Below are 13880 nucleotides of genomic sequence, written 5' to 3' on the forward strand. Positions count from 1 at the left end.
GAGAGTGAGTGATGAGCAACGAATTGCAGGTGGTAGACATTCAGCTGGGCGACGGCAAAGCAGTGGTCAAAGGCGCCTTGATCACTACCCAGTACAACGGTTTTCTGGAGGACGGCAGCAAGTTCGACTCCTCCTATGATCGCGGCAAGCCTTTTCAGTGCGTGATCGGCAGCGGACGCGTGATCAAGGGCTGGGATCAGGGACTCATGGGCATGAAAGTCGGCGGTAAGCGCAAACTCTTCGTGCCGGCCCACCTCGCCTATGGCGAAAGACAGATCGGCGCCCACATCAAGCCGAATTCCAACCTGATCTTCGAGATCGAGCTGCTGGAAGTGCTGACGCGGGACGATTGATGGCCGTCTGAATCCCCCCGTTTTAGCTCGACTTCGGTCATGCCCAAACGGCAGCAGCCGAGCCTTCCTTCTCCCCACCTTCCCGCCTCGGGGGGAAGGTGGCTTTGCGGAAGGGGCATACGGCAATTTTCAGGCGCTGGGATCACGCAACGCTGTCACTGCTCGTCATCGGCGTCGACATCGTCCTCGCTCTTGGGAATACCCGCGGCGAACCAGCTCGTGCTGGCCGCACTGCGGATCAGGAGCACAGGGTTGTTACAGGGAAAGGCGGGCGCCGGCGCAAGCAAATCGTCGATCGTGAAGTCGCCGTCGGCCTCGAGCGGGACGCCGGCAAGGTTCGAGCTGCTCTGGGTGAATGAGTTAGGCTCTTCGGCTGCACAAATCAGCGTGGCAAACACCGACTGTCCGCCCGTGAAGCCGATGTTGTTGCCGCCCCCTAACAGCAACCCCTTGCCCTCGACCAGGATCTGTCCGCTGATGCTCACCTCGGCTTCCAGTCTCCTGATCACCCAGATCTGACCAGCGGGTTGGACGCCGCGGACGATGTTGCGGTTGACGACCTCGGCGGTTGCCCCCGTCCCTACGCCGCTGGAGACGGGCAGGACGCCGATGCCACCCTTGAATCTAGCGAGGCTGTCATCGGCTACGACGGATGAGGCGAGGACTCCTGCAATGAGGAGTGCGGATGCAGCTAGCAGTTTCTTCATGACTGTTCCTCCTTTTCAGGTCGCGATCGCATCCCCAAGAACTTGGCGCTTCGGGGGCAGTCGCTTCGCAGTGAGAGGAGGGTGGTCCGTGATCCCTTATTGCAAGGGGAACGCTCGCCAAAAGCCTTTGGATGCGTCAGACATAGGGGAAAATCAAACGCTGTCTCGTCAATGGCCGCTGTTGCTTCAGCTCGGACAAATCCTCCTCTCCCTTCGCTGGAGTTGGGGCCTGACGTCGTATCACCGGCCGGCGAGCAACAAAACTGTTGTGCGCTCCGATTTCAGCCCCTCCGTCCGCCAGAGCTGGCACGGGCGCAAACGACTCATCGGCGTGGTGCTGGAACTCTGGAAGTACTCCACACCCGAGTATAGGCCCTCCACACCTGTCGCCCATTCCATACGTCCGACGGCAGGTGAGGGCGGTCTCACTAAAGAAGCCAAAGCGGATTCACCCCGCTATTGCGTTTAAAATCCGGCACAACCCCTAAGTGATATGAGCCATGAACTCAGAAGCCATCGGCACCCTGCATCAGCATTTAATCTCCGCCTTAAGTTCCGCACCTGATGAAGCGCGCCGCCTGTTTCACGGCAGAGGGCAGTGCTGGTCGGGGCTTGAGCATGTCACCGCAGACTGGTTACAAGGCGTGCTGCTGGTTTCCCTCTTCAGGGAGCCGAGTGAGCCAGAACTAGTCGCTTTAAAACACATGCTCATGGCCTTAACCGAATCACCGGCTTGGCGGCAAAGCCAAGCGCAAAAACTTCTCTTGCAACACCGTTACTTGCAGGACAGCCCAACTGAATTTCTGCTGGGTGATGCAGTGGATGAATGGCTAATCACCGAGAACGGCCTGCGCTATAAATTGGATTTAGGCAAAAAACAAAATAACGGTTTGTTCTTGGATATGCGCTATGGCCGCCGCTGGGTTCAAGCTCAGGCCCAAGGCAAGCGGGTGCTGAATCTGTTTGCCTACACCTGCGGCTTCTCGGTTGCCGCCATTGCCGGCGGCGCGGAGCATGTGGTGAATCTGGACATGGCCAAAGCGGCCTTGAGCCGTGGGCGAGATAATCATCGACTGAATCAGCATGATTTAAACAGGGTAAGTTTTTTAGGTCATGAGTTGTTTAAATCATGGGGCAAAGTAACGAAATATGGCCCCTATGACCTGATCATCATCGACCCGCCCTCTTTCCAGAAGGGCAGCTTTGCATTGACCAAGGATTATCAAAGAATACTGCGTCGCCTGCCTGATTTGCTTACCGCGCAGGGTACGGTACTGGCCTGTATCAATGACCCGGCCGTAGGCCCGGACTTTTTAATTGCAGGCATGACCAATGAGGCGCCAAGTCTGAGTTTCGAACAGCGGTTGGAAAACCCGCCAGAGTTTGCCGACATCAATCCCGATAGCGGGTTGAAGGCCTTGGTATTTACCCAAGCCGGCCGTATCGCCGCGAACCATTGCGCGTAGTGCCGGCCCTGCCTGGATAACTCTGGCGCCTAAGGTTTTAAACGTATTCGAGTGCCCCGCGCGTATCAGCAGGGGATTATTCACTGAAACTCCTCCTGGACCACGCAACTTGGGCCAGCAATACCCTCGACGCTAACGCAGCTAAAAGGGTGGTAGTGATTCATCTGAATAAATCACTACCACCCCTTAGCGCTCGGCCTATGCTTCCCAGGGCCGCGCCCTGTCGACTGCAGTCGCCACGGTCCCTGTGTTCCGAACCGCTTTTTCTTCCCGAGGAGGAGCGTCATGCGTGTTAGTTCTTGCTTCAGCGCAATACTGCTCGCCTTGCTGGCCCTGTCCGCCTGTTCAGACGAGGACAAGACGCCCGCCGCGCAGGCGCCGACCGCCACCGCGGCTACTTCCGCCCCGGCTGTCCCGGCCGCTACTCCCGCCCCGGCCGCGCCAGCGCCCGCTCCCGCCCCGGCGGCGCCAGCCGAGGTCGTGTTCACGCCGGAGCAGCTTGACCAGATGCTGGCGCCGCTGGCCCTGTATCCGGACTCGCTGCTGGCCCAGGTGCTGATGGCGGCGACCTATCCGGGCAATGTCGCCGATGCGGTGGCCTGGTCCAAGGCGCATCCGGATGCCAGCGGCGACGCCGCCGTCAAGCAGGTCGCCAACCAGCCCTGGGATCCCAGTGTGCAGTCACTGGTCGCCTTCCCGCAGGTGCTGGACACCCTCGGCCAGGACCCGGCCTGGGTACAGAAGGTCGGCGACGCCTTCCTCGCCCAGCCCGACGCCGTGATGGACTCGGTGCAACGTCTGCGCCGCAAGGCGCAAGCCGCCGGCCACCTGGAGTCCAACGAGCAGCAGCTCGTCACCGTGCAGCCCGCCGCCGCGGCGCCAGAGCCAGCCCCCGCGCCGGCCGACTCGACGGTGGCGGTGCAGCAGGCCGCCCCGGCGCAGACCATCGTCATCCAGCCGACCAATCCGCAGGTGGTCTACGTGCCCAGCTACAACCCCAGCGTGGTCTACGGCACCTGGCCCTATCCGTCCTCGCCGCCGGCCTATTACCCACCGTCGCCGGGCTACACCATCGGCACCGCGCTGGCCGCCGGCCTGGCCTTCGGCACCGGCGTGGCGATCGTCAATTCGCTGTGGGGCGACTGCGACTGGGATCATCATGACGTCGACATCGACGTCAACCGCTACAACAACCTCAACGTCAACCGCCAGCTCAACGTCAACCAGAACACCTGGCAGCACAACCCGATCAACCGCAATGGCGTGCCTTATCGCGACAGCGCCAGCCGCGAACAATACGGTCGGCGCCTGGCCGGCACCGAGCAACGCGACGCCTTTCGCGGCCACGATCCGGCGCGCGCCAGTGAACGCGAGCGTGCGCGCCAGAGCCTGAGCCAGCACGGCATAGCGGCCCCGGCGACCAGCAACCAACAGGCCCGCGAGCGCGCCCAGGCGGCGGGCCGCGATCTGCGCAACGAGCCGCAGTTGCGCGAACGGGCCCAGACCGCGGGTCGTGACTCGCAGGCGCGGCAGCGCGCCCAGGCTACCGTGCAGTCGCGCCAACACGCCCAGACTCAGGGCGGTGGTCAGCAGCTGCGCCAGCGCGCGCAGAGCAATCCGCAGGTCCGCCAGCAAGTGCGTCAGCAGCACGCCCGCACGCAGGCACCGCGCAACAATGCCTTCGTCGGTGCGCGCAACCCTTCGCAGACGCACGCCTACGCCAGCCGCGGCCAGGTCAGTCATGCCGCCGCCAGTCGGCCGCAGGCATCGCGTGCCGCCAGCCGCCCAGTCCAACGACCCGCGCACGCGCCGTCCCAGGGCGGCGGCGGTGGCTTCCATCGGCGCTGACAGGAGACTCGCCCATGCATCTTGCATTCCGTACGATCGCCGTAGCGCTACTGATGATGGGGCTGGCCCAGGGCGCGCAGGCGCAGCAGGCCTATCCCAGCCCGGACGCCGCGGCCGAGGCGCTGGTCGCCGCGCTCGGCACCGAGAAGTCCGATGCCGTCGCCCTGGCGACCCTGCTCGGCGCCGACTGGCACAGCTATATCCCGACCGAGGGCGTCGACCGCGAGGACGTCGACGCTTTCCTCGCCCACTACCGGGAGAAGCACCTGATCCAGACCGAGAAACCGGGGCGCGCGCACCTGGTGGTCGGCAGCACGCCCTGGACCCTGCCGCTGCCGATCGTGCAGGGCAAGCAGGGTTGGGCCTTCGATCCCAAGGCCGGTGGCGAAGAGATCCGCGTGCGCCGGATCGGCCGCGACGAGTTGGCCGCCATCCAGGCGGTGCGTGCCTACGACGACGCGCAGATGGACTACGCCGAGGTCGACCGCGATGGCGACGGCGTGCTCGAGTACGCGCAGAAGTTCATCAGCAGCGACGGCCAGTACGACGGCCTGTACTGGGCCGAGGAAGAAGGCATCGAGGAAAGCCCGCTCGGCCCGCTGTTCGGCGATGCCCAGCCGGGCGACGACTGGCACGGCTATCACTACCGCATCCTCACCGCCCAAGGCCCCTCGGCACCGGGCGGCGCCTACGACTACAAGATCGGCGACAGCATGAGCCGCGGCTTCGCGGTGATCGCCTGGCCGGCCAAGTACGGCGATAGCGGGGTGATGAGCTTCATGATCAGCCACGACGGCCAAGTGTTCGAGAAGGACCTGGGCCCGGACAGCGCGAAGCTGGCCAAGGCCATGCCGCGCTTCGATCCGGACAGCAGTTGGAGCGAGGTCAAGGAGGAGCAGCCGGCGCCTTGAGCGCGGGCGAACGCCGCCCCGGGGTGGGTGCAGTCCGTGCTTGAAGCTAACCGTCGCGCTTGAGAATCCTGCCCGATCGCCAGGAGGGTCCACCATGCAGCTCAAGGGTTCCTGCCACTGCGGTGCGGTGGCTTTCAGTCTGATCAGCGCCCATCCCTATCCCTACCAGCGCTGCTACTGCTCGATCTGCCGCAAGACCCAGGGCGGCGGCGGTTACGCGATCAACCTGGCGGGCGACGCGCAGAGTCTGAAAGTCACCGGGCGCAAGCAGATCGCCATCTACCACGCCAAGATCAAGGCGGAGGGCGCCCGCCGCGCCCATACCAGTACGGCCGAGCGGCATTTCTGCCGGCTCTGCGGCAGTGCCCTGTGGCTGTTCAGTCCGGAATGGCCGGAGCTCGTTCATCCCTTCGCCTCGGCCATCGACACGCCGCTGCCGGTGCCGCCGGAGCACACCCATCTGCTGCTCGACTCGAAGGCCTCCTGGGTCGAAGTCGATGCGCGGCCTGGCGATAAGCAATTCGCCGGCTACCCCGAAGAATCCATCGCCCAGTGGCACGAGCGGCTTGGCTTGAGTCGCTGACTGCTGGCGGACGAATCCGCTGCAACCTTGGAGGACGGGTGAAGCCCGGGCTGTGGGTATCTCTGCAATTACCGTGCGGGCTGCACCCGCCTTACAGCTGGATTATTGCCCCTAGGGCCAGCGCAAGCGCTGCTGCGCGATAAAGTTGCGGTCCCGCCTGCGCGGCTTCAACTTCAGCGGCTCCGGGGTGTGTTGCTCGGCGCTCCTGCGAGCAATTCTTCGGCAGGCATTCCTGCTGATGGGCGGTGTCGTCGCGCTGTTCAACTACACTGGTTGCCCTAGCAACAACAAGAACGACGGGAGGCGAAGTGATGAATTTGCCCTGTCTCGTCTGGACAGACCTCCGCACCAGCCGGGTAGAACCCAGCCCGGTGGGGGACTTAGACGCGTATTTTCGCATCCAGCACGTCGTTGAGATGGCTGCCATACCTCAGAGTATCGACCAGACATCGCCGCTGTTGTCATGCTTTGAGTATGACTACCCCAGCCTAGCGGCCCTGAAGGCGTTACGCTCGACCAAACAGGCCTACCCTTCCTTGCCTATCCTGATGCTCACGGTCTATCACTCGGAGGCGCTGGCTGTCTGGGCGTTTCGCACCCGAGTCTGGGACTATCTGGTAAATCCGCTATCAGCTGAAGAGCTCTGGAGTCGGATTGAGCCCCTTCTGTCGGTTTTGCCATTAGGTCGCGACGCTGGGCGGGAAATCGCGATGCCCGCGCCGCTCATCCCATTGGAGAGTCGCTTCGGCATCCCTGATCTTGCCCAGCGGGAGGCTCAATGCGCGGTGACCTATGTGGAGCTTCACTATGGAGAGCCGCTTCGGCTGCAAGATGTTGCCGGCTTCTGCAACATGGGCATCTATGAGTTCAGCCGGGCCTTCAAGCACGCCTATGGCCTAACCTTCGGCGAATATCTCTGCCGATACAGGCTTCAGCGTTCCATGGAGCTGTTGAGCAACCCGCATGCCATGATCTCCGAGGTAGCCTGCGCCGTTGGCTTCCCTAACGCCTCTCATTTCGCCCGGATGTTTCACCAACGTATCGGTGTCACACCATCCCAATATCGACTGAATCCCTCCAGTTGGCACCACTCCGAGAAAACGCATAGCGTTCTGCAAGATATGCACAGCAGGCAGCTGTTGTAGCCCATAGACTTACTCAGAGGTCCATCAGTCCGACAGTCGCGGGCACTAACTCCCACCAGCGGCGGTTAGGGCGTGTGAGAAGGCTTGGTGTTGACCATCGCCCGATCTGTGCATGTGAGCGTTCAAGCATTCCAAGGGGTGTTTGGCTCGCACAGGGCGAGGGCAGAGGCCATTGCACGGCGGGCAGAAAGGGATGAAGACGTTATTTCTCATTCTTGCGAAGGAGAAAAACCATGTCTCCTCAATGGCTAAAGATCTACACACTTCCATTTGCCATCAGCATGGCCGTCGCGGGGCTCTATACAGGCCCGGCAAGCGCTGGCGTATGTGAGTTGGCAGACGCCAATCGGGATACCGGCTGGTCGATAACGTTCGATGACGCCCAAGTGAGCAATTGTGTCTTTACCGGCAATCCCGGCGAGGGGCGCAACAAAGGCACGCTCAGTCTGACGCTGAAGATCGTCGACCGAACTCCCATCTCCGTTCAGTTTGTGGAGGAGGTTGCGGCAGCCGTGGACAGTTTTGGTCTGCGCATCACCTGGGACCTGACACTGGACAACCAATTTCAATTGCTGAGAGGAATCAGGGGCAGGGCACTCGACCCCAGTGAGGAGCTCGATGAAGACCAGAACGAGTTTGTGGCAGACGAGCACCCTGGATTCGCGCATTTTCACCAGGATGGAACTTTCAACCCGGGGCCGTTCGCGGGAGCCGCGGACTGTGACTGCGAATCCAGACACGATTTCAAGGTCAGGGCCGAGCAAGGCACGTTTGCCGCCGGTACGTCCGGCACAGTGACGGGCATTGGCGTCCATCAGATTGAGGAGCAGGCTCAGCAGAGAAACTTTACGGTCAGAATCGAGCCTTTGCGCGAAAAGGTACCAGAGGCAGAGGAAGCAATGTGAAGGGAGCTCGATCCTCCAGCGCCTATCCACCGGCTGAACTGCCAGGAAGGCGTGCCCAGGGCGATTCATCGCCTGAGCTCCTGCAGCCATTCGGCACAAGCAGCGGCGTCGTCAGTTGCCTAAGAGCTTGTTTACGATCTGCTGCGCGTCGGCCATACGGCGTTGAAATCGGGCTCAGCAAGCCGCTTGCGGCTAACGCGCTTCAGCGCGGCCCGGAGGGCGAGTGAAACGAGTACTGCTCATTTACAACTCGTAAACTGCGCGTCTTCGCCCGATTTACTCGCTGGCTCGCCCTGCGGGCCAGCCTGCGGCTGTTACTCCGCTTCGCTGCGTTGCGCCTTGTCTGGCCCTAGCTCGCGAGATCGTAAACAGGCTCTGAGTGATGTTGACGGCACCACTGCCCCATGGGGCTGGCTGTGAATCTGAGCTGGGGGCGGTTTAGCCGGGGAAAGATGCTCATGCCCCCGTGTGGGCGCGATTGTTCAGGGACAGATTCTTGGCTGAAGGAAGGGCAGGTCTTCGTTCATGCATATTCTCTTGTTCTGAATATTGGGCTGCCAGCAGCGGTGTGCGGAGCAGAGTCGCCGCACACCGCTGGCAAACCCCTGGCGGGCCAGGAAGGGTCAGTAGGTGTATTGCAGTTGCAGCCAGACCTTGTCGGTATCGACGGTACGGGCCACGTCATCCGAGTTGTAGCTGGCGTACTTGACCAGGCCGACCAGCCCCTTCACTCCGGGGATCGGGTGGGCATAGGAGAGGTCGATCTCGTCACCGTAGCTGTCGCTGGTCCGCTCGGTCTCGAAGTCGTGATACCAGGCCTGCAGGGTGCCACCGGCGAGCGGTGCGGTGAAACCTAGGTAGGCGTCCTCGATGCCGTCGGCGGGGGTGGTGAGGAACTGGTCGGCCCAGCCCTGGAAGACGTGCTTGGTCGCCAGCGGCGTCTGGAAGGCACGGTTGCCGGAGCTGTTGTCGCCGCCTAGCACCTCGTAGCCGGCCTTCAGTTGCACGCCTTTGAAGGTATAACCAAGCTCAGCGAGGCGGTACTCGCTGTCCAGGTCCACGGGGTTGTCGGCGTAGTCGTTCTGCTGCGCGTATTCCAGGGCGTAGCTGATGCCCGCGACGGCACCGGTGAGGCGCAGGCCGCTGGTCTTGCTGGACAGCGTGCCTAGCGGCGCGGTGGCTGCCACGGCGATGTTGTCCAGGCCGAGCAGGTAGCTGTAGGCGGTCACCGTGAGTTCCGGCATGAGCAGGTACTGGGCATTGATCAGGTGGCTGTGGCCTTCGATGTTGGCCGGGTTGGTGCGGTTGTCGAAACGGCCGTTGTCGGGGCCGAAGATGGTGTTGATGTTGTCGAGGTAGGCGTAGGTCAGGGTCAGGCCTTCGAGCGGCTTGAACTGGGCGAGCGCGCCGTCGTAGGTCTGCTCGTTCTGCCGCCAGGCCACCCCGCCGATGAAGCGCTGGTTGTCCAGGTTGATGCGCTGACGGCCGAGTACGGCGTTGCCGTAGCGGTGGTCGTAGCGCAGCAGGAGCTGGTTGATCTCGGTGCCGTCCGGGTCGACGACCATGGCGTATTCCTTCTGGCCGTTGCGGGTGTCGTTGTAGGCGGCATCGCCCAGACGGCTGACGTTGTCGACCTCGACCAGGCTCGACAGGCCGTACCACTTGCCGCTCTGGAAGCCGACGCGGGTGCGCAGGGTCTGGGCGTTGGCGTCGCGTAGGGCGTTGTTCTGGTCGACGTTCTCGAAGCGGTAGCGGGCATCGAGGATAGGTTTGCCCTGGGTGATCAGGTTGCTCGGGTCTTCCTCGGCGAGGGCGGCGTGACTGAGGGTCGCGCCGGCAACGGCCAGCGACAGCAGGGACAGTTTCATCATGCGCATGGTGGTCTTCCTGTAAGCCAGATAACGCAAAAAAAAAACGTCACGCTGCCCGCGCTCCAGAGGTGGAGAAGGGGGGCTACCGTGACGTCGTTGTCGGTTGAGTGGCAGACACGCCGTTGTGCTGACCGGGGAGGGTCTTAGCAGGCGGCATGCCAGCTTTTCCAAGTGGCTGATTTGTTGAGATTTATTAAATTTTTAAGAACATTTGGCGATTGATACCTGCACTGACCTCGGCCGTTGCGCATTGATTCAGTGCGGTTGCAAGGCCGTCTGCGGGGTGCTGCGAGATGTCTCCAGCCGGGCTATCTGTTCGTTCGCATCCCGGTGGCGGAACAAGGACAGGTGCCGCGAATCACCCTCGGTGTTTCGCCTTGGCTAGGTCATTGGGAGGTACGAAGTTTTACGCTCCGATCGGGATGCGCCGAGTAGGTTGGTGCTGAGCGAAGCGATGCCCAACAAGGCGGCGCTTGCGTCGCCCAGAATCACGCAGGGTGGCCCGTCGGGCCACATGTTGGGCTTCGCAGGCTCAGCACCAACCTACCTCGGAGCGATGCCTTCGCCGCTGAGCAGCTTTCTAGCCGCCCAAAGAAAAGCCCGGCGCGAGGCCGGGCTTGGAGGGGCGGGGCGGAAACTCAAGCCGCTGGGCGTTGCTGGCGCTGGTACAGGAACTCCAGCACGGCGCTGCGATAGGCGTGGTAGCGCGCATCGTTGGCCAGGACCAGGCGGTCGCGTGGGCGAGCCAGGTCGACCTGGACAATATCGCCGACCGTGGCGGCCGGGCCGTTGGTCATCATCACGATGCGGTCGGAGAGCAGCACCGCCTCGTCCACATCATGAGTGACCATCACCACGGTGCTCTGCGTTGCGCCGACGATGCGCAGCAGCTCGTCCTGCAGGTGCGCACGGGTGAGGGCATCGAGGGCGCCGAAGGGCTCGTCCATCAGCAGCACCTTCGGTTCCATGGCCAAGGCGCGGGCGATGCCGACGCGCTGCTTCATGCCGCCGGAGATCTCGTTGGGGTGCTTGTGCATGGCATGGTCCAGGCCGACCATCTGCAGCGCCGCCGCGGTACGCTCCCTAAGCTGGGCCTTGCCCTCCTGGCCGGCGAACACCCGCTCCACCGCCAGGTAGACGTTGCCGAAGCAGGTCATCCAGGGCAGCAGGCTGTGGTTCTGGAACACCACCGCGCGCTCCGGGCCGGGGCCGTCGATCTCGCGGCCGTTGCAGATCAGCCCGCCCGCATTGGCTTCCAGCAGCCCGGCGATGAGGTTGAGCACCGTGGACTTGCCGCAACCGGAATGGCCGATCAACGAAACGAACTCGCCACGGGCGATGCTCAGGTTGACGTCGCTAAGGGCCTGGAAGCGGCCTTTCTTGGTGTCGAAATGCTTGCTGACGCCGGTCAGCTCCACGAATTTGTCCATGTCAGGCTCCTTGGGCGTAGTCGAAGCGCTTGGCCAACAGAAGCAGGCTCTGTTCCAGCGCCAGGCCGACCAGGCCGACGATGATGATGGCGATGAGGATGTGCTCGACGTTGAGGTTGTTCCACTCATCCCACACCCAGAAGCCCAGGCCGGTGCCGCCGGTGAGCATTTCCGCGGCGACTATCACCAGCCAGGCGACGCCTATGGCCAGGCGGATGCCGGTCATCAGATGCGGCAGCACGGCGGGGAAGAGGATGCGGGTGAGGACCTTGAGCTCCGACAGCTTGAGCACGCGGGCCACGTTCAGGTAATCCTGCGGCACGCTGGCCACGCCGGCCGCGGTGTTGAGGATGATCGGCCAGATCGAGCTGATGAAGATCACCCAGATCGACGCGGGGCCGGCGGCCTCGAACACCAGCAGGCCGATCGGTAGCCAGGCCAGCGGTGAGACCGGGCGTAGCAGGCTGATGATCGGCGAGAGCATGTTGGCGAGGAAGGCGAAGCGGCCGATGGCGAAGCCCAGCGGAATGCCGATCAGCGCCGCCAGGCCGAAGCCCAGGCCGACACGGCCGAGGGAATGGAGGATGTTCCAGCCGATGCCCATGTCGTTCGGGCCGTTGTCGTAGAACGGATCGGCGAACAGTTCCAGCGCCGAGTACCAGGTCGACAGCGGTCCCGGCAGGCCTTCGCTGCGAGCCGCCACCAGCGCCCATACGCCGATGAACAACAGGATGCCGAGCAGCGGCGGAATCACTGCCTTGGCCAGCGCGGTGAAGGCCTCCGCGCCTGGCAAGGCCAGGCGCGGAGCCACGCTGCGCGCGGCCTTGTTGGCCACCGGCGGTGGCATTTTCACGGGAGCGTTCATCTGGAGTCTCCTGACTTAGGCTTTGACCGCAAAGGACTGGGCGTAAGCGGCCGGGTTGGAGCCGTCCCAGACCTTGCCGTCAATCAAGGTGCTGGTGCGCATCGCGCTGCCCGGCACGGTCATGCCGAGGGCGCCGGCGGCCTCAGCGAACAGCCGGGTCTGGTTGACCTGGGCGGCCACGGCGGCGTAGTCCGGGTCGGCCTTGATCAGCCCCCAACGCTTGAATTGGGTCATGAACCACATGCCGTCGGAGTGGTAGGGGAAGTTCACGTTGCAGCCCTTGCAGAAGGCCATGGCATGCGGGTCCTGCCAGCTGTTGCCGAGGCCGTCCTCGTAGTGGCCGAGGAAGCGCTGCTCGATGACTTCGGTGGGGGCGTTGACGTAGGCCTTGCCGGAGATGAGCTTGGCGGTGGCCTTCTTGTTTTCCTCACTGGCTTCGATGAAGCGGCTGGCATCGAGGATGGCCATGACCAGGGCGCGCGCGGTGTTGGGGTTCTGCTCGACGAATTTGCGCGAGCAGCCGAGCACTTTCTCCGGGTGGTCGGCCCAGATCTGCTGGGTGGTGACGGCGGTGAAGCCGATCTTGTCGAGAATCGCCCGTGCGCCCCAGGGCTCGCCGACACAGAAGCCATCCATGTTGCCGACGCGCATGTTGGCGACCATCTGCGGTGGCGGCACGGTGATGGTCTTGACGTCGCTCATGGGGTTGATGCCTAGGCTGGCCAGCCAGTAATACAACCACATGGCATGGGTGCCGGTGGGGAAGGTCTGGGCGAAGGTCAGCGGGGTGCCACCCTTCTTGATGTGCGCGGCGAGCTGCTCACCGGTGGTCACGCCGGCTTCCCTGAGCTGCTTGGAGAGGGTGATGGCCTGGCCGTTCTGGTTCAGGCCCATGAGCACGGCCATGTCCTTCTGCGGGCCGGCGACGCCGAGCTGGGAGCCGTACATCATGCCGTAGAGCACATGCGAGGCATCCAGCTCGCCGGTGTTCAGCTTGTCGCGCACGCCGGCCCAGGAGGCCTCCTTGCTCGGGGTGATGGTCAGCCCGTACTTGCTGGCAAAGCCCTGGGTGGCGGCGACCACCACCGGGGCGCAGTCGGTCAACGGAATGAAGCCAATCTTCAACGCCGCCTTTTCCGGCGCATCCGAGCCCGCGGCCCAGGCTGCGCTGCGCAGGAAGCCGGGGGCGGAGAGCCCCAGGGCGGCCACACCACCGACAGTGCCGGCGATGGCGATGGATTGCTTGAGGAAGTTGCGACGGCTGTTGTTCAGCGGGTCTTTGGAATCACGCTCACTCATGGAGTTGTCCTTTTTTCAGGGGCAAAACAAAAACGGCGTGCGCCAGGGTTCCCCTAAGGAAAGGGAACACTGACGGACGCCGTTGTCCGTGATCCGCGGCCCGCCGCCGTTGGCGTGCTACGCAGGAGTCTGAGCGAGTATCTGCAAAGGCCTTGCCAGCTTGCTCGGCAGGCCGCGGCCGGTAGTGCGTGCATGCTTCGGCAGGTTGGGAATGCCTTGGAAATCAGCAGCTTGCTTGTTAGATTCAGAAGAATGGCCGGCCGGCGGGGATTGGCCATATGCGTGCGAAGGGGAGCCGCTTGAACGGTTTTGGTTCGCGCGCCCCCCGGAGTGCCGTAGGGTGGATCGCGCTTTATCGATCCACCCTCGGAGGTGGGATTACCGCTTTCCGGCCTTCCAGGATGGCGCGGACCATGGGGCCGCTGAACAGGATGGGGCGCTCGCGGGGAGCGGTGCGATTTTCAGGCATGGCTAATCCTTCGCCGTAGTGGCGCTAT

The 13880-nt window shown here is 63.1% G+C and carries 12 protein-coding genes; 7 read left to right on the forward strand and 5 right to left on the reverse strand.

The window, feature by feature from the left end; genetic code table 11:
* The first annotated feature begins 11 nt into the window (after positions 1-11).
* Positions 12-353: an FKBP-type peptidyl-prolyl cis-trans isomerase gene (locus D3880_RS08690; RefSeq protein WP_119893069.1), complete on the forward strand. Its 342-nt coding sequence runs from the start codon at positions 12-14 to the stop codon at positions 351-353.
* Positions 354-508: 155 nt separating this feature from the next.
* Here the strand turns inward: D3880_RS08690 and D3880_RS08695 are convergent, their stop codons facing one another.
* Complete coding sequence (locus D3880_RS08695) at positions 509-1060, reverse strand: hypothetical protein (protein WP_119893070.1); 552 nt, start codon at positions 1058-1060, stop codon at positions 509-511.
* Positions 1061-1560: 500 nt separating this feature from the next.
* On the opposite strand from D3880_RS08695, the gene D3880_RS08700 reads away from it, so the two are divergent.
* The 6 genes from D3880_RS08700 (at position 1561) to D3880_RS08725 (ending at position 7918) form a co-directional block, all read left to right on the forward strand.
* A complete protein-coding gene (locus D3880_RS08700; protein ID WP_119893071.1) occupies positions 1561-2526 on the forward strand; it encodes a class I SAM-dependent methyltransferase in 966 nt (321 codons plus the stop codon).
* Positions 2527-2811: 285 nt separating this feature from the next.
* The gene (locus D3880_RS08705; RefSeq protein ID WP_119893072.1) at positions 2812-4374 is read left to right on the forward strand and encodes a DUF3300 domain-containing protein; all 1563 of its coding nucleotides are present in this window, start codon (positions 2812-2814) and stop codon (positions 4372-4374) included.
* A gap of 14 nt (positions 4375-4388) precedes the next feature.
* The gene (locus D3880_RS08710) at positions 4389-5285 is read left to right on the forward strand and encodes a DUF2950 domain-containing protein (RefSeq protein ID WP_119893073.1); all 897 of its coding nucleotides are present in this window, start codon (positions 4389-4391) and stop codon (positions 5283-5285) included.
* A 94-nt stretch (positions 5286-5379) separates the two neighbouring features.
* Positions 5380-5868: a GFA family protein gene (locus D3880_RS08715; RefSeq protein WP_119893074.1), complete on the forward strand. Its 489-nt coding sequence runs from the start codon at positions 5380-5382 to the stop codon at positions 5866-5868.
* Positions 5869-6179: 311 nt separating this feature from the next.
* Positions 6180-7013, forward strand: a complete 834-nt coding sequence (locus D3880_RS08720) for a helix-turn-helix transcriptional regulator (protein WP_119893075.1) — start codon at positions 6180-6182, stop codon at positions 7011-7013.
* A gap of 233 nt (positions 7014-7246) precedes the next feature.
* Positions 7247-7918, forward strand: coding sequence for a hypothetical protein (locus D3880_RS08725; protein ID WP_119893076.1), 672 nt, complete (start codon positions 7247-7249; stop codon positions 7916-7918).
* Positions 7919-8541: 623 nt separating this feature from the next.
* On the opposite strand, the gene D3880_RS08730 is transcribed toward D3880_RS08725, so the two are convergent.
* From D3880_RS08730 to D3880_RS08745, 4 genes are all read right to left on the reverse strand, one after another.
* Positions 8542-9795, reverse strand: a complete 1254-nt coding sequence (locus tag D3880_RS08730; protein ID WP_119893077.1) for an alginate export family protein — start codon at positions 9793-9795, stop codon at positions 8542-8544.
* Positions 9796-10427: 632 nt separating this feature from the next.
* Complete coding sequence (locus D3880_RS08735; RefSeq protein ID WP_119893078.1) at positions 10428-11219, reverse strand: ABC transporter ATP-binding protein; 792 nt, start codon at positions 11217-11219, stop codon at positions 10428-10430.
* A gap of 1 nt (position 11220) precedes the next feature.
* On the reverse strand, positions 11221-12084 hold the full coding sequence (gene ntrB / locus D3880_RS08740) for a nitrate ABC transporter permease (RefSeq protein ID WP_119893079.1): 864 nt from the start codon (positions 12082-12084) through the stop codon (positions 11221-11223).
* Positions 12085-12099: 15 nt separating this feature from the next.
* Entirely contained in the window at positions 12100-13383 is a 1284-nt protein-coding gene (locus tag D3880_RS08745) for a CmpA/NrtA family ABC transporter substrate-binding protein (RefSeq protein ID WP_119893080.1), read from the reverse strand.
* Positions 13384-13880 lie beyond the last annotated feature (497 nt).

This window comes from Pseudomonas cavernae, assembly GCF_003595175.1.
Classification (GTDB): domain Bacteria; phylum Pseudomonadota; class Gammaproteobacteria; order Pseudomonadales; family Pseudomonadaceae; genus Aquipseudomonas; species Aquipseudomonas cavernae.